Genomic DNA, 14,709 nt, shown 5'->3' with positions numbered 1-14,709 from the left:
TCCCCTCAAGTGAGGGGATTTTTTTGTAGGCCCGGTAAGCGTAGCGCCACCGGGCGTTTTTCACAGAAGCGCAATGCTTCCCACCATCACCCCGCTCAACGCCACCAGCCCCGCGGTGAGCCACAGCGCTTTCGCCGGGAATGACTTACGCAGCATAATCAGCGACGGCAGGCTGATGGCCGGTAACGTGATGAGCAATGCCAGTGCCGGTGCGGTGCCCATGCCGGCCAGCATCATGGTCTGAACAATAGGAATTTCTGCGGCGGTAGGGATCACAAACAGGCAGCCTGCAACGGCCATCGCAATGACCCACAACAGCGTGTTGTCGATAGCGCCATCCGCATGCGGGAAGAGCCAGACGCGCGCCGCCCCGAGAACCAGCACCGCCAGGATATAGACCGGGATGGTGCTCCAGAAAAGCTGCCATAGCGCCCTGCCCCAGCGCGCAAAGAACCCGCCCTGCGGCTCGCTGACGTCCAGCTCAACAGACGCGGACTCTGGCGTCTTATCCTTCACCAGATTTTGCACCAGCGTCGCCACCACCAGCACGGTCAGCAGTCCGGCCACCAGACGAATGAACGCGAAATGCCAGCCCAGGACAAAACCCATAAACACCAGCGTCGCCGGATTGAGCAGCGGGTTGCCCATCCAGAACGCCAGCGCGCCGCCCATCGACACGCGCTGGCGGCGCATCCCTGCCGCCACGGGCGCAGCGCAGCAGGAGCACATCATGCCCGGCAGGGAGAAGATCGTTCCCAGCAGCGTCCCCTGAAAGCGCGGCTGTCCGAGGGTTTTCATCAGCCAGTTGCGCGGGATCAGCACCTGAATCAGTGAGCCCAGGATCACGCCTAAGACGGCGGCCTTCCAGACGGCAAGGAAGTAGACCATGGCATAGTCCCACGCCGCCTGAAGCGGGCTGGCATCCGCCTGAGCGAGAATAGATTTACCGATGCTGTGCGTTTCGGCTGCGGTGAAGGCTTTGCCGTAGTACGGCTGCCATTTCACGTACCAAAGGCCAACGATGACCACGAGAAAGAAGAGTGCGGGCTTCCACCATTGAACAGGTGTTGCCGCCTGAGATGAAGACTGACCAGTCATAGCATTCCCCGGAGAGTATGAGTAATTAGCCGGGGGAGTTTACGCCTCGCCCTGCGCGATTTCACGCAGTTTTGCCGAAGGGATAATGTTTACGCCCGCTTTCGACGGAGCCAGTCCCTCTTTTAACATCGCACGCGCGACGTCCCGCGCCTCGATAGATTTCCAGTTGCCGGGCAGGATCCGAAACAGCGGGGCAAATATCGACTCGTTAAAGCGGCGCTCGTCCCGGTGGCCGATCAGCATTGAGGGGCGCACAATCGTCAGCTGCTCCCATTTCTGCGCAATCAGCGCATCCTCCATCTTGCCCTTCACCTTGTTGTAGAAGAAAGGCGATCCGGCACTGGCGCCCAGCGCGCTGACCACCAGAAAATGTCTGGCTCCCAGCTTTTTCGCCGTAAGCGCGGTGTCCACCACCAGCGTATAGTCGGCGTGGATAAATGCCTCTTTGCTCCCCGCCTCCCGCCGCGTGGTGCCCAGACAGCAAAAGGCGATATCAATCGGGTCCTGGACCTGCGCCAGCGCATCCGTCAGCTGGGGATCGTGCGGATTAAAGACCCCGGAGATGTCCACCAGCGGTCGACGCGTCGGGGCGGCGATGTAGTTCACGCGGCGATCCTGAATCAGCAGCCGCAGCAGATGATCGCCTACTAATCCGGTAGCACCGGTAATCAATACCTGACTCATCGTATCCCCTTTACAGAATTGTCCGTTTGCGAACTCAGCGTGGTCGACCACACTTAGAAGTCTGTTACAGGTAAGTATTTACCACAAGCGGAGAAAAATCAGTCTGAAGCCAAAACAACGGAGGAAGCATGGGCAAGAAAATCGCAGTCTTGATTACCGACGAGTTTGAAGATTCAGAATTCACCTCTCCTGCAGAGGCGTTCCGCAAGGCGGGACATGAGGTCATCACCATCGAGAAAGAGGCGGGCAAAACGGTGAAAGGCCATAAGGGCGAGGCCAGCGTGACCATCGACGAGACTATCGATAACGTGAGCCCCTCAGATTTTGACGCCCTGCTTTTACCCGGCGGCCATTCACCGGATTCCCTGCGCGGAGACGAGCGCTTCGTGACCTTTACCCGTGACTTTGTCTCTACCGGCAAACCGGTCTTTGCCATCTGTCACGGCCCGCAGTTGCTCATCAGCGCGGAGGTTGTCCGCGGGCGTAAGCTCACGGCGGTGAAACCGATCGTTATCGATCTGAAAAATGCGGGCGCCGAGTTTTACGATCAGGAGGTGGTCAACGACAAAGACCAGCTGATCACCAGCCGGACCCCGGACGATCTCCCGGCGTTTAACCGCGAAGCGCTACGCCTGCTCGGCGCGTAACCAGTGCAGCTTCTTGCCAAAGCCCAAGGTGTTGTCGGTAAATTTCAGCTCATCGAGGCGGATTTCCCACACCGGGGCTTTTAGCGCAGCGGCGACCGGAAAGCGGCGCGTGTAGTGCTTGCGACGCGCGTCGCTCTCTTCTCCGTCCAGTCGACGGATTTCCCCCTTAAACTGTACCCCACGGATCAGCGCGACTGTTTTCGGCTGGCCATTTACCGTGCCCGCGACTTTTGCCTGCTGGCCGGTCATCTGCGCATGACGCGTTTTGTCTTCGCTCATGACGTAAAATGCGACGCGCTCCGGATCGTAGTAGTAAAATGCGTTTGCGCACCACATCTCACCCTCGCTGTAGACGCACCAGGTGACGACGTGCTGCTTCGCCAGCCAGCGGTTAATGGCGGCCAGTGTTTCCATTTTCGTTCTCTCTCATGCTATGGTGCGTTCACCTTAACATACTGAATCTGTTTACCGTGTGCTGGTTTCTCTATCTTGTCCGAACCGCTGATAACGCACTCTACACCGGGATCACCACCGATGTGGCGCGGCGTTTTTTACAACATCAAACGGGGAAAGGGGCAAAAGCGCTGCGGGGGAAAGGAGAATTACAGCTCGCCTTTTCGGCGCCCGTCGGTGACCGATCGCTGGCGCTCAGGCTGGAATACCGCATCAAACAGCTGACGAAGCGCCAGAAAGAGCGCCTCGTGACCGGAGACGGCTCCTTTGAGGCGCTACGCGAGAGCCTGATTAAAAGCGATTGAAATGGTCGTGGTATTCAACCAGACCATTGACGCCGTTGAGCGCGTCGTCCGCCAGACGGTGCACCTGGAAAGCGGATTCCGTACCCGGCCAGCGGCAGCGCAGATCGTAATGCGCGGCCTGCTCGAAGCCCAAACGGCCATAGAATGCCGGATCGCCCAGCGTGACAACGGCCGCATAACCGAACTCATTGAGCGAATCCAGCCCTTCATAGACCAGCTGGCGCGCCAGCCCCTGCCCGCGATAGTTTTCATCCACCGCCAGCGGTGCCATACCGACCCACTGCAGATCTTCGCCCTGAACGATGACCGGACTGAAGGCAACATAGCCCACCACCTGACCTTCATCATCGGTGGCAACCAGCCCCAGCGTGATCAGGCCGTCTTCACGGAGATCGTGGACCAGTTGGGCTTCCGCATCGCTCTCAAAAGCGCGGCGTAATAACGCATCGATACCCGGTGCATCAATCCCAATTTCGACTCGAATCAGCATGGCTCACCTACTGAAGTGTGTTTACTGTCCGGCGGGGTTTTCAGCCCGGCCTCAACGAAATCTGCCATTTGCATTAACATCACGCGCAGCGCTTTCGGCATCTGCTCCAGCTCAATGGCATCCATTAAATTCTTAACGTACAGGCCCAGCTCCGTGTCGCCTTCAATCACCAGACGGCGCTGGAAGAAGAGCGTATCCGGATCCTGCTTGCGCGCGGCAATCATCAGCAGATCGCTGGCGTTGGCGCTAAAGCTCACGTCCGCCTCGGCGGTTTCGCGGACGATCAGCTGGTCATTCTCAACGGAGGTAAACCAGCGCAGCCCGATGTCACGCACTTCAATGCTTAACCAGCGGCCTTCCAGGAATTCCAGCTCGCCATCCTGAAGCGCCTGGCGGAACTGCCAGCTCAGGACCTGCTCCAGCACCTGACGTTTAAGCGCGAACGGCGCCAGCTTGACCGGCACGCTCAGCATTGATGGGCCAAATTGTACGAGACGTGAACGCAGTTTATCCAGCACGAGCTTTACTCCCTGATATCTATAGTCCTGCTATTTTGCCATATCCGACGCATAACATAGCGGCGTAAATCAACAAACCGTCGTCCGGACAACCTCATTATTGGTGCCATCAATACGCCATTAGCTGCCTTAAATCAAAAATTGTCGCGTATGGGTTAATTAAAATCCCAGCTCGTTAACATTTTTGCGATCGACAACATCAGGATAAATTATGGAGCTGCTCTGCCCTGCCGGAAACCTTCCGGCGCTTAAGGCGGCCATCGAAAATGGGGCCGATGCGGTCTATATCGGGCTGAAAGATGACACCAATGCCCGCCATTTTGCTGGCCTCAACTTTACGGAGAAAAAGCTTCAGGAAGCCGTTAACTTCGTTCACCAGCACCGCCGCAAGCTGCATATCGCCATCAATACCTTTGCTCATCCTGACGGCTACGCCCGCTGGCAGCGCGCGGTGGATATGGCGGCACAGCTGGGTGCCGATGCGCTGATTCTGGCCGACCTCGCCATGCTTGAGTATGCGGCAGAACGCTATCCCCATATTGAGCGCCACGTCTCTGTTCAGGCATCTGCCACCAACGAAGAGGCCGTGCGTTTTTATCACCGAAACTTTGACGTGGCCCGCGTGGTGCTGCCGCGCGTACTCTCTATTCATCAGGTTAAGCAACTCGCACGCGTCACGCCAGTGCCGCTGGAAGTTTTTGCCTTTGGTAGCCTGTGCATTATGGCCGAAGGCCGTTGCTATCTTTCCTCGTATTTAACCGGCGAGTCGCCAAATACCGTCGGGGCCTGCTCCCCTGCCCGCTTCGTTCGCTGGCAGCAAACGCCGCAGGGGCTGGAATCTCGCCTGAATGAGGTGCTGATTGACCGCTATCAGGACGGTGAAAACGCCGGTTATCCCACCCTGTGTAAAGGCCGCTATCTGGTGGACGGCGAGCGTTACCACGCGCTGGAAGAGCCCACCAGCCTTAACACGCTGGAGCTGCTGCCGGAACTGCTGGCGGCCAATATCGCCTCGGTGAAAATTGAAGGTCGCCAGCGCAGCCCGGCGTACGTGAGCCAGGTGGCGAAAGTGTGGCGTCAGGCTATCGACCGCTGCATGGCGGACCCGCAGAACTACGCGCCGCAGCTGGCCTGGATGGAGACGCTCGGATCGATGTCCGAAGGCACGCAAACCACGCTGGGCGCGTATCACCGTAAATGGCAGTGAGAAAATCATGAAATATTCATTAGGGCCGGTGCTTTACTACTGGCCAAAAGAGACGCTGGAAGATTTTTACCAACAGGCCGCCACCAGCAGCGCCGATGTGATTTACCTCGGCGAAGCGGTGTGCAGCAAACGCCGGGCGACGAAAGTGGGCGACTGGCTGGAGATGGCGAAAAGCCTGGCGGGAAGCGGCAAACAGGTGGTGCTTTCCACGCTCGCGCTGGTGCAGGCCTCTTCTGAACTGGGCGAGCTGAAACGCTACGTTGAGAACGGCGATTTCCTGCTGGAAGCGAGCGATCTCGGCGTGGTGAACATGTGTGCCGAGCGCAAGCTGCCGTTTGTCGCGGGTCATGCCCTGAACTGCTACAACGCGGTGACCCTGCGCCTGCTGCTCAAACAGGGGATGACGCGCTGGTGCATGCCGGTGGAACTCTCCCGCGACTGGCTGGCAAACCTGCTCACGCAGTGTGAAGAGCTGGGCATTCGCAACAAGTTTGAAGTGGAAGTGCTGAGCTACGGACATCTGCCGCTGGCCTATTCCGCCCGCTGCTTTACCGCACGCTCGGAAGACCGTCCGAAAGACGAGTGCGAAACCTGCTGCATTAAGTATCCGAACGGGCGCAGCATGCTGTCCCAGGAGAATCAGCAGGTGTTTGTTCTCAACGGTATTCAGACCATGAGCGGCTATGTCTATAACCTGGGCAACGAGCTGGCGTCGATGGACGGGCTGGTAGATATGGTGCGCCTGTCGCCGCTGGATACCGGCGTGTTCGCGATGCTGGACGCCTTCCGCGCTAACGAAAACGGCGCTGCTCCGCTGCCGCTGAAGGCAAACAGCGACTGTAACGGCTACTGGAAGCGTCTGGCCGGGCTGGAACTGCAGGCCTAAAAAAGGCTCACTTTGTTAACAACGGTTATCATTTTTTAATGCAGTATTAAAGATTCACCGTCGACAAAGTGAGCTGTTATGACTGACAAAACCCTTCCGTTTTCGGTGCTGGATCTGGCGCCTATCCCACAAGGCTCCTCGGCGAGAGAAGCCTTTTCGCACTCTCTGGATCTGGCTCAGCTGGCCGAAAAGCGTGGCTATCACCGCTACTGGCTGGCCGAACACCACAATATGGTGGGCATTGCCAGCGCCGCTACCTCAGTACTGATTGGTTATCTGGCGGCAAATACCACCACGCTGCACCTGGGCTCCGGCGGCGTGATGCTGCCGAACCACGCCCCGCTGGTGATCGCCGAGCAGTTCGGCACGCTGAATACCCTGTATCCGGGCCGTATCGATTTAGGGCTTGGCCGTGCGCCGGGCAGCGATCAGCCGACCATGCGTGCCCTGCGTCGCCATATGAGCGGCGATATTGATAACTTCCCGCGCGACGTGGCCGAACTGGTGGACTGGTTCGACGCGCGTGACCCGAACCCGCACGTGCGCCCGGTACCGGGTTACGGCGAGAAGATCCCGGTATGGCTGTTGGGCTCAAGCCTCTACAGCGCGCAGCTTGCCGCCCAGCTGGGGCTGCCGTTTGCGTTTGCCTCCCATTTCGCGCCGGATATGCTGCATCAGGCGCTGCATCTTTACCGTACGCACTTCAAACCGTCCGAGCGTCTGGAGAAACCGTACGCGATGGTCTGTATCAACATTATTGCCGCCGACAGCAATCGCGACGCGGAATTCCTGTTCACCTCCATGCAGCAGGCGTTTGTGAAGCTGCGTCGCGGTGAGACGGGCCAGCTTCCGCCGCCGGTGGAGAATATGCATCAACTGTGGTCAGCTTCAGAGCAGTATGGCGTACAGCAGGCGCTGAGCATGTCGCTGGTAGGCGATAAAGCGAAAGTGCGTCACGGGCTGGAAGCAGTGCTGCGCGAAACGCAGGCGGATGAAATTATGGTTAACGGTCAGATTTTCGATCACCAGGCACGTTTGCATTCGTTTGATTTGGCCATGCAGGTGAAAGAGGAGCTGGTGGGGTAGCCTTTTTGCCAGGTGGCGCTTCGCTTACCTGGCCTACGGGGACGCGTAGGCCGGATAAGGCGTAGCCGCCATCCGGCACAAAATGTTTACTGGTACACCGGCAACAGATTAAAACTCGACAGCACGTGTACCAGGGCATTGCCCGCGCCAAACACCAGGATCAGCGCAATCATCGGCTTGCCGCCCCAGACGCGGAATTTCGGGCTGCCGAAGCGTTTACGTGATTTGCGGGCCAACAGCGCCGGCACAATTGCCGCCCAGATGGTTGCCGCCAGTCCGGCATAGCCAATGGCGTACAGAAAGCCGTTCGGCCACAGCAGGCCGCCCACAATCGGCGGCAGGAAGGTCAGCAGCGCGGTTTTGAAGCGGCCCATCGCAGAGTCATCAAAGCCAAACAGATCCGCCAGGTAGTCAAACAGGCCCAGCGTCACGCCGAGGAAAGAGCTCGCCACCGCGAAGTTAGAGAAGATCACCAGCAGTAAATCCAGGCTGCGGCTGTTCAGCACGCCGCTCAGGGCCTGCACCAGCACATCAATGTTACCGCCCTTCTGCGCAATACCGATAAACTCCGGGCGCGGGATATTGCCCATCGTCCCGAGCAGCCAGATGACGTACAGCGCCAGCGCCAGCAGCGTGCCGTAGACCAGACACTTCACAATGGTGCGCGGATCTTTGCCGTAGTACTTCATCAGGCTCGGCACGTTACCGTGGTAGCCAAACGACGCCAGGCAGAACGGCAGGGTCATCAGCAGGTACGGCGTATAGGAGGTATTCACTTCGGCAACGTTAAAGAGCGTGGCAGGCGTCACGTGCCCCAGCAGGCTGCCGAAGGTGAGGAAGAAGGTGATGACCTTCGCGCCCAGCACGATCGCCGTCATCCGGCTCACCGCTTTGGTACTCATCCAGACGATAAACGCCACGCCCAGCGCAAAGCACAGCCCGGCCAGACGCGCCGGTACGTTCAGCGACATCTCCGAGAAGGTGTGATGCAGAATCGAACCGCTTGCCGAGATATACGCGTAGGTCAGGATATAGAGCACAAACGCGATGGACAGCCCGTTCACCAGGTTCCAGCCTTTGCCCAGCAGGTCTTTGGTGATGGTGTCGAAGCTCGCGCCAATGCGGTAGTTCAGGTTGGCTTCGAGGATCATTAGCCCGGAATGGAGCATACAGAACCAGGTAAAGACCAGCGCGGCCAGCGACCAGAAGAACCACGCACCGGACATGACCACGGGCAGGGAGAACATCCCGGCACCTATAATGGTTCCGCCGATGATCACCACGCCGCCAAGCAGCGAAGGTGACGTTTGGGTGGTGGTTAGTGTCGCCATACAGCCTTTTCTCCAGTCAATCATGCGGTTCTGCATTTTAATGTGACGCACTGTACCAGTACAAGAGTACAAAGGGAATAAAAAAAGCCCCGATAGCATGTATCGGGGCTGTATATTTTACTTTACGTCAGAAGCGTAAGGCTTACGCGTCACCGAAACGACGACGGCTGGTGCCTTCTTCACGACGCGGGCCACGGCTTTCACGGCGCTCGCCGGAGAAACGACGACCTTCACCACCGCGACCTTCGCTGCGACCGCCTTCACGACGCTCGCCGCCGAAACCGCGACCACCGCCACGACGTTCGCCGCCACGGTCAGGGCGTGGCTGTGCATCGCCCAGCAGCTGCATGTTCATCGGCTTGTTCAGGATGCGGGTACGCGTAAAGTGCTGCAGTACTTCACCCGGCATGCCTTTCGGCAGCTCGATGGTAGAGTGGGATGCGAACAGCTTGATGTTACCAATGTAACGGCTGCTGATGTCGCCTTCGTTAGCGATAGCGCCAACGATGTGACGAACTTCAACACCATCATCACGGCCCACTTCAATGCGGTACAGTTCCATATCGCCTGCGTCGCGACGTTCACGACGAGGACGGTCTTCACCACCACGCTCTGGACGGTCACCACGTGGGCCACGATCGTTACGGTCGCCACGACGTTCGAAGCGGTCGTCACGGTCACGGAATTCACGCTTAGGACGCATCGGTGCATCTGGTGGCACGATCAGGCTACGTTCGCCCTGAGCCATTTTCAGCAGAGCTGCAGCCAGGGTTTCCATGTCCAGCTCTTCGCCTTCAGCAACAGGCTGAATCTGCGACAGCAGCGCACGGTACTGATCCAGATCGCTGCTTTCCAGCTGCTGCTGTACTTTGGCGGCGAATTTTTCCAGACGGCGTTTGCCCAGCAGCTCTGCGTTTGGCAGGTCCGCTTCTGGAATGGTCAGCTTCATGGTGCGTTCGATGTTACGCAGCAGACGACGCTCGCGGTTCTCAACGAACAGCAGCGCACGGCCAGCACGACCCGCACGACCGGTACGGCCGATACGGTGAACGTAAGACTCGGAATCCATCGGGATGTCGTAGTTAACAACCAGGCTGATACGCTCAACGTCCAGACCACGTGCTGCCACGTCGGTTGCAATCAGGATATCCAGACGACCGTCTTTCAGACGCTCCAGAGTCTGCTCACGCAGGGCCTGGTTCATGTCGCCGTTCAGCGCTGCGCTGTTGTAGCCGCTACGCTCCAGGGCTTCAGCCACTTCCAGGGTCGCATTTTTGGTACGAACGAAGATAATCGCCGCATCAAAATCTTCCGCTTCCAGGAAACGTACCAGCGCTTCGTTTTTACGCATGCCGTATACAGACCAGTAGCTCTGGCTGATGTCCGGGCGAGTGGTTACGCTGGACTGAATACGCACTTCCTGAGGTTCTTTCATGAAGCGTTTGGTGATACGACGAATCGCTTCCGGCATGGTGGCAGAGAACAGCGCGGTCTGATGACCGTCCGGGATCTGCGCCATGATGGTTTCAACGTCTTCGATGAAGCCCATACGCAGCATTTCATCTGCTTCATCCAGTACCAGACCGCTCAGTTTAGAGAGGTCCAGGGTACCGCGCTTCAGGTGATCCAGCAGACGGCCCGGCGTACCGACAACAATCTGTGGGCCCTGGCGCAGGGCGCGTAACTGCACGTCATAACGCTGGCCGCCGTACAGGGCAACCACGTTTACGCCGCGCATATGTTTAGAGAATTCCGTCATGGCTTCTGCAACCTGAACAGCCAGTTCACGAGTTGGAGCCAGAACGAGGATCTGCGGTGCACGCAGGTCCGGATCAATGTTGTTCAGCAGCGGCAGCGAGAACGCTGCAGTTTTACCGCTACCAGTCTGGGCCATGCCCAGCACGTCACGACCAGAAAGCAGGTGTGGGATACACTCAGCCTGGATCGGAGATGGTTTTTCGTAACCCAGATCGTTAAGGGCTTCAAGGATAGGAGCCTTCAGGCCCAGATCTGCAAAAGTGGTTTCGAATTCAGCCATGTAGTACGAGTGCCTCAATGTCAATGGCGGCCAGTCTACTTAGCTCATCGTGAAAATGATTAGCAATTTTCATTGAAAAGTGTGAACCGGCTCAAAGTAGGTGTATTGACGAACAACAACGCCCTCACCAGTTAAGGTGATGGCAATCAAAAGATTACGGGCTGATGTTTATGTCGTCAGCTATTGCTGGTCCGATTCTGCCAGGTCGTCTTGCTCCTGGCCCAAGAGCGATAATTCCAACAATGCATAACGGTGCTCAACGAAGTTGTGTACGTTGTTAGCGACCGCTAATTTGAACAGTGCCGTAGCGCTGTCCTTATCCCCCAGACTTAGGTAGTACTTACCTAAATAGAAGTTGGTTTCACTGAGATGCTCAGCGAGCGAGGTGTTATCCGTTGCGTCCGCCTTGAGGCGTTCCATCAGCGTTGCTTCGCTAATGTTGCCCAGGTAGAACTCGACAATGTTCCATCCCCACTGTTCCTTGTCCGATTTATCGAAGCGCTGTTTCAGTGCCTCTTTTGCCTGCTTCTCATCGAGCTTCCGCTCAACGATGTAAAGCCACAAGCTACGGAAAGGATCATTAGGATCGTCTTGATAAAACGCCAGCAGATCATCTTGCGCTAACTTGTCACGACCGCCGTAATACAATGCGATACCGCGATTCAAGTGCGCGTAGTTGTAAGTTGGATCAAGCTCAAGTACAGAATCAAACGCTTCATAGGCAGCATCAAAATTGCCTGCCTGCGTTAAATAAATGCCTAAGTAATTGAATACTTCAGGCATATCAGGTCGGATAGCCAGCGCTTGTGAAAAATCATTTCGCGCCAATGCCCTCAGACCGAGACTATCATACAACACTCCGCGCTCATATAAAAGCTGTGCGCGTTCGTCATCGGTTAAAGCCCGACTGGCAAGTATTTGTTCCATGCGTGCCAGGATCACTTCCTGCTGCAAAGTCGGTTGCAATGGCACTGCGAGGACTTCGCTCTTACGCCAGGCAGAGTTGCTGCATCCTGCCAGCGTTAAAGCTGTCGCAACGAAACACCAGCGCAAAAAAGGCTTCATTTCCCACTCCCGAAGACAACTATTGGATGAACGTCCTGTCCCCCGGCGGCTTAACAAGGCGTCCTGCCTGATAATAGGCCCTCCGCAAAGCGGAGGGCAAATGGCAACTTACTCGCCTTGCTGTTCTGCTGCCTGTGCTTCTGGCGCAGCAGCTGGCTGAGACTGCTCGGTTGCTTCTTTAATGCTCAGACGGATACGGCCCTGGCGATCGACTTCCAGAACTTTAACCGGCACTTCCTGACCCATCTGCAGGTAATCGGTCACTTTCTCAACGCGCTTGTCAGCGATCTGAGAGATGTGAACCAGACCTTCTTTACCGCCACCGATGGCAACGAACGCACCAAAGTCAACGATACGGGTCACTTTACCTGCATAGACGCGGCCCACTTCGATTTCTGCAGTGATTTCTTCGATGCGACGGATCGCGAATTTCGCTTTCTCGCCGTCGGTTGCTGCGATCTTCACAGTACCGTCATCTTCGATTTCGATCGTGGTGCCGGTCTCTTCGGTCAATGCACGGATAACGGAACCGCCCTTACCGATAACATCTTTGATCTTGTCTGGATTGATCTTGATGGTGTGAATACGCGGTGCGAATTCAGAGATATCACCGCGTGGCGCGTTGATAGCCTGTTCCATCACGCCCAGGATGTGCAGACGTGCACCTTTAGCCTGGTTCAGCGCAACCTGCATGATCTCTTTGGTGATACCTTCAATTTTGATATCCATCTGCAGCGCAGAGATACCGTCGCGGGAACCCGCCACTTTGAAGTCCATATCGCCAAGGTGGTCTTCGTCGCCCAGAATGTCAGACAGAACAACATAGTTGTCGCCTTCTTTCACCAGGCCCATTGCGATACCCGCAACGGCGGCTTTGATTGGCACGCCTGCATCCATCAGCGCCAGAGAGGCACCGCACACGGAAGCCATGGAAGAAGAACCGTTGGATTCGGTGATTTCAGACACCACACGTACGGTGTACGGGAATTTGTCTGCTTCTGGCATGACTGCCAGCACGCCGCGCTTCGCCAGACGACCGTGACCAATTTCACGACGCTTCGGTGAGCCAACCATGCCGGTTTCACCTACGGAGTACGGAGGGAAGTTGTAGTGGAACAGGAAGCTGTCAGTGCGCTCGCCCATCAGTTCGTCGATGATCTGCGCGTCACGGGCTGTACCCAGGGTCGCGGTAACCAGCGCCTGCGTTTCACCACGGGTGAACAGCGCAGAACCGTGAGTACGTGGCAGCACGCCAGTACGCACATCCAGACCACGGATCATGTCTTTTTCACGGCCATCGATACGCGGCTCGCCAGCCAGAACGCGGCTACGAACAACGTTTTTCTCGATAGCGTGCAGGATTTCGCCAATTTCGTTAGCGTCCAGCGTTTCGTCTTCGGCAACCAGGGTCGCGGTTACTTCAGATTTGATCACATCAACCTGAGCGTAACGCTCCTGTTTGTCGGTGATGCGGTATGCATCGCTCAGACGAGATTCTGCCAGTGCAGCAACGCGTGCGTTCAGCGCGTCGTTGGCCGCTTCTGGCTGCCAGTCCCAACGTGGTTTACCGGCTTCTTTCACCAAGTCGTTGATGTTCTGGATAACAACCTGCTGCTGGTCATGGCCGAAGACCACAGCGCCCAGCATCTGATCTTCGCTCAGCAGTTCAGCTTCGGATTCAACCATCAGCACAGCGGCTTCGGTACCCGCAACCACCAGGTCCAGCTTACTTTCTTTCAGCTCTTCCTGAGTTGGGTTCAGCACGTACTGGTCGTTGATGTAACCCACGCGCGCGGCACCGATTGGACCATTGAATGGAATACCAGACAGTGACAGGGCTGCGGACGCACCGATCATCGCTACGATGTCCGGGTTAACCTGTGGGTTAACGGAAACAACGGTCGCGATAACCTGCACTTCGTTGACGAAGCCTTCCGGGAACAGCGGGCGAACCGGGCGGTCAATCAGACGCGCGATCAGGGTTTCGCCTTCGCTTGGACGGCCTTCACGACGGAAGAAACCACCCGGGATTTTACCGGCAGCGTAGGTACGCTCCTGGTAGTTAACGGTCAGCGGGAAGAAGTCCTGACCTGGTTTAGCTTTTTTCTGGCCCACAACGGTAACGAATACCGCGGTGTCATCCATGCTTACCATAACGGCAGCAGTCGCCTGACGTGCCATCATGCCGGTTTCCAGCGTGACGGTATGTTGACCATACTGGAATTTACGAACGATCGGATTCAGCAAAGTTCTGTCCTTTCTTAAATGTTTGACAGCACACCACCGGTGTGCTGTCGATTTGACCCGACCTTCTTCGCATCCTCGCGACTAATGACAACCAACACCCCCCTGGGTGAAGCCTCTCATTAGCCGCGCGAACCTCTGCAATGAAGATCATTTATAGCAACAATACAATAGTTTCCAGTGAATTGCTGCCGTCTGCTTGAAAAAAGGGGCCATCAGGCCCCCTTTTCTGAAACTCGCAAGACTTAGCGACGCAGACCCAGACGCTCGATCAGCGCGGTGTAGCGTGCAACATCTTTACGTTTCAGGTAGTCGAGCAGTTTACGACGCTGAGAAACCATACGCAGCAGACCACGACGGCTGTGGTGATCTTTTTTGTGCTCTGCAAAGTGACCCTGCAGGTGGTTAATCTGTGCAGTCAGCAGTGCAACCTGAACTTCGGTAGAACCGCTGTCGTTAGTACCACGACCAAACTCAGAAACGATTTTAGCTTTAGCTTCAACGCTTAGAGACATTTTCAAACTCCAAAGTATAAAGAATGTAAGGATGCCGATCTCTAATTCAGCAATCCCATGTACGCCCCGCAGATTGTTAAACAATTTACCAGGCGTTAAGCGGCGATATTCTACTCGTCTCCCCTGCTTATCGCAAGGTGAG

The 14,709-nt window shown here is 56.6% G+C and carries 16 protein-coding genes; 5 read left to right on the top strand and 11 right to left on the bottom strand.

What is annotated here, in order from left to right; translation table 11 throughout:
- Nucleotides 1–60: 60 nt before the first annotated feature.
- The gene (locus ACOTXF_RS14860) at nt 61–1,098 is read right to left on the bottom strand and encodes a permease (protein ID WP_023294653.1); all 1,038 of its coding nucleotides are present in this window, start codon (nt 1,096–1,098) and stop codon (nt 61–63) included.
- A 39-nt stretch (nt 1,099–1,137) separates the two neighbouring features.
- Nucleotides 1,138–1,782, bottom strand: coding sequence for an NAD(P)H-binding protein (locus tag ACOTXF_RS14855; RefSeq protein WP_023326160.1), 645 nt, complete (start codon nt 1,780–1,782; stop codon nt 1,138–1,140).
- A gap of 128 nt (nt 1,783–1,910) precedes the next feature.
- On the opposite strand from ACOTXF_RS14855, the gene ACOTXF_RS14850 reads away from it, so the two are divergent.
- A complete protein-coding gene (locus ACOTXF_RS14850) occupies nt 1,911–2,429 on the top strand; it encodes a type 1 glutamine amidotransferase domain-containing protein (RefSeq protein ID WP_008501486.1) in 519 nt (172 codons plus the stop codon).
- Here the strand turns inward: ACOTXF_RS14850 and ACOTXF_RS14845 are convergent.
- On the bottom strand, nt 2,409–2,843 hold the full coding sequence (locus ACOTXF_RS14845; protein ID WP_008501485.1) for a YhbP family protein: 435 nt from the start codon (nt 2,841–2,843) through the stop codon (nt 2,409–2,411). The two genes, ACOTXF_RS14850 and ACOTXF_RS14845, sit on opposite strands and share 21 nt — an antisense overlap.
- 14 nt (nt 2,844–2,857) lie before the next feature.
- Here ACOTXF_RS14845 and ACOTXF_RS14840 point away from each other — a divergent pair, with 14 nt between their 5' ends.
- Nucleotides 2,858–3,187 (top strand): GIY-YIG nuclease family protein, encoded by a 330-nt coding sequence (locus tag ACOTXF_RS14840; protein WP_008501484.1) that lies wholly within the window; start codon nt 2,858–2,860, stop codon nt 3,185–3,187.
- On the opposite strand, the gene ACOTXF_RS14835 is transcribed toward ACOTXF_RS14840, so the two are convergent.
- Both ACOTXF_RS14835 and ubiT read right to left on the bottom strand, forming a co-directional pair.
- Nucleotides 3,174–3,677: a GNAT family N-acetyltransferase gene (locus ACOTXF_RS14835; protein WP_023344977.1), complete on the bottom strand. Its 504-nt coding sequence runs from the start codon at nt 3,675–3,677 to the stop codon at nt 3,174–3,176. The two genes, ACOTXF_RS14840 and ACOTXF_RS14835, sit on opposite strands and share 14 nt — an antisense overlap.
- Complete coding sequence (gene ubiT, locus ACOTXF_RS14830) at nt 3,671–4,195, bottom strand: ubiquinone anaerobic biosynthesis accessory factor UbiT (RefSeq protein WP_008501482.1); 525 nt, start codon at nt 4,193–4,195, stop codon at nt 3,671–3,673. Before ubiT ends, ACOTXF_RS14835 begins: the two co-directional genes overlap by 7 nt.
- A 211-nt stretch (nt 4,196–4,406) precedes the next feature.
- Between ubiT and ubiU the strand changes: the two genes are divergently transcribed.
- The 3 genes from ubiU (at nt 4,407) to ACOTXF_RS14815 (ending at nt 7,374) form a co-directional block, all read left to right on the top strand.
- Entirely contained in the window at nt 4,407–5,402 is a 996-nt protein-coding gene (ubiU, locus tag ACOTXF_RS14825; protein ID WP_008501481.1) for a ubiquinone anaerobic biosynthesis protein UbiU, read from the top strand.
- Nucleotides 5,403–5,409: 7 nt separating this feature from the next.
- Nucleotides 5,410–6,288 carry a U32 family peptidase gene (locus ACOTXF_RS14820; protein WP_047746882.1) on the top strand — a complete coding sequence of 293 codons (879 nt, stop codon included), beginning with the start codon at nt 5,410–5,412 and terminating at the stop codon, nt 6,286–6,288.
- Nucleotides 6,289–6,366: 78 nt separating this feature from the next.
- Nucleotides 6,367–7,374 (top strand): luciferase-like monooxygenase, encoded by a 1,008-nt coding sequence (locus ACOTXF_RS14815; protein ID WP_023326163.1) that lies wholly within the window; start codon nt 6,367–6,369, stop codon nt 7,372–7,374.
- An 86-nt stretch (nt 7,375–7,460) separates the two neighbouring features.
- Here ACOTXF_RS14815 and mtr read toward each other — a convergent pair whose 3' ends face one another.
- From mtr to rpsO, 6 genes are all read right to left on the bottom strand, one after another.
- Nucleotides 7,461–8,705, bottom strand: coding sequence for a tryptophan permease (gene mtr, locus ACOTXF_RS14810; protein ID WP_008501478.1), 1,245 nt, complete (start codon nt 8,703–8,705; stop codon nt 7,461–7,463).
- Nucleotides 8,706–8,847: 142 nt separating this feature from the next.
- Nucleotides 8,848–10,743, bottom strand: coding sequence for a DEAD/DEAH family ATP-dependent RNA helicase (locus tag ACOTXF_RS14805; protein ID WP_021242253.1), 1,896 nt, complete (start codon nt 10,741–10,743; stop codon nt 8,848–8,850).
- On the bottom strand, nt 10,736–10,816 hold the full coding sequence (yrbN, locus tag ACOTXF_RS14800) for a protein YrbN (RefSeq protein ID WP_100122156.1): 81 nt from the start codon (nt 10,814–10,816) through the stop codon (nt 10,736–10,738). The genes ACOTXF_RS14805 and yrbN overlap by 8 nt, the downstream gene beginning before the upstream one ends.
- A gap of 107 nt (nt 10,817–10,923) precedes the next feature.
- Nucleotides 10,924–11,808 carry a lipoprotein NlpI gene (gene nlpI, locus ACOTXF_RS14795; RefSeq protein WP_008501476.1) on the bottom strand — a complete coding sequence of 295 codons (885 nt, stop codon included), beginning with the start codon at nt 11,806–11,808 and terminating at the stop codon, nt 10,924–10,926.
- A 108-nt stretch (nt 11,809–11,916) separates the two neighbouring features.
- Nucleotides 11,917–14,055 (bottom strand): polyribonucleotide nucleotidyltransferase, encoded by a 2,139-nt coding sequence (gene pnp / locus ACOTXF_RS14790; protein WP_008501475.1) that lies wholly within the window; start codon nt 14,053–14,055, stop codon nt 11,917–11,919.
- 242 nt (nt 14,056–14,297) lie between these two features.
- A complete protein-coding gene (rpsO, locus tag ACOTXF_RS14785) occupies nt 14,298–14,567 on the bottom strand; it encodes a 30S ribosomal protein S15 (protein WP_003861789.1) in 270 nt (89 codons plus the stop codon).
- Nucleotides 14,568–14,709 lie beyond the last annotated feature (142 nt).

This window comes from Enterobacter cloacae complex sp. IR53041 (genome assembly GCF_049238285.1).
GTDB lineage: Bacteria > Pseudomonadota > Gammaproteobacteria > Enterobacterales > Enterobacteriaceae > Enterobacter > Enterobacter roggenkampii.
This window is presented reverse-complemented; position numbering and strand designations above follow the sequence as displayed.

Bases quoted from the DNA above. Each gene is read 5' to 3' on its own strand.
- ubiU (WP_008501481.1), top strand. From the start codon at position 4,407: ATGGAGCTGCTCTGCCCTGCCGGAAACCTTCCGGCGCTTAAGGCGGCC.
- ACOTXF_RS14860 (WP_023294653.1), bottom strand. From the start codon at position 1,098: ATGACTGGTCAGTCTTCATCTCAGGCGGCAACACCTGTTCAATGGTGG.
- ACOTXF_RS14835 (WP_023344977.1), bottom strand. From the start codon at position 3,677: ATGCTGATTCGAGTCGAAATTGGGATTGATGCACCGGGTATCGATGCG.
- ACOTXF_RS14840 (WP_008501484.1), top strand. From the start codon at position 2,858: ATGCTATGGTGCGTTCACCTTAACATACTGAATCTGTTTACCGTGTGC.
- ACOTXF_RS14845 (WP_008501485.1), bottom strand. From the start codon at position 2,843: ATGGAAACACTGGCCGCCATTAACCGCTGGCTGGCGAAGCAGCACGTC.
- ACOTXF_RS14850 (WP_008501486.1), top strand. From the start codon at position 1,911: ATGGGCAAGAAAATCGCAGTCTTGATTACCGACGAGTTTGAAGATTCA.
- ACOTXF_RS14805 (WP_021242253.1), bottom strand. From the start codon at position 10,743: ATGGCTGAATTCGAAACCACTTTTGCAGATCTGGGCCTGAAGGCTCCT.
- mtr (WP_008501478.1), bottom strand. From the start codon at position 8,705: ATGGCGACACTAACCACCACCCAAACGTCACCTTCGCTGCTTGGCGGC.
- ACOTXF_RS14855 (WP_023326160.1), bottom strand. From the start codon at position 1,782: ATGAGTCAGGTATTGATTACCGGTGCTACCGGATTAGTAGGCGATCAT.
- ACOTXF_RS14815 (WP_023326163.1), top strand. From the start codon at position 6,367: ATGACTGACAAAACCCTTCCGTTTTCGGTGCTGGATCTGGCGCCTATC.
- ACOTXF_RS14820 (WP_047746882.1), top strand. From the start codon at position 5,410: ATGAAATATTCATTAGGGCCGGTGCTTTACTACTGGCCAAAAGAGACG.
- nlpI (WP_008501476.1), bottom strand. From the start codon at position 11,808: ATGAAGCCTTTTTTGCGCTGGTGTTTCGTTGCGACAGCTTTAACGCTG.
- rpsO (WP_003861789.1), bottom strand. From the start codon at position 14,567: ATGTCTCTAAGCGTTGAAGCTAAAGCTAAAATCGTTTCTGAGTTTGGT.
- yrbN (WP_100122156.1), bottom strand. From the start codon at position 10,816: ATGAAAATTGCTAATCATTTTCACGATGAGCTAAGTAGACTGGCCGCC.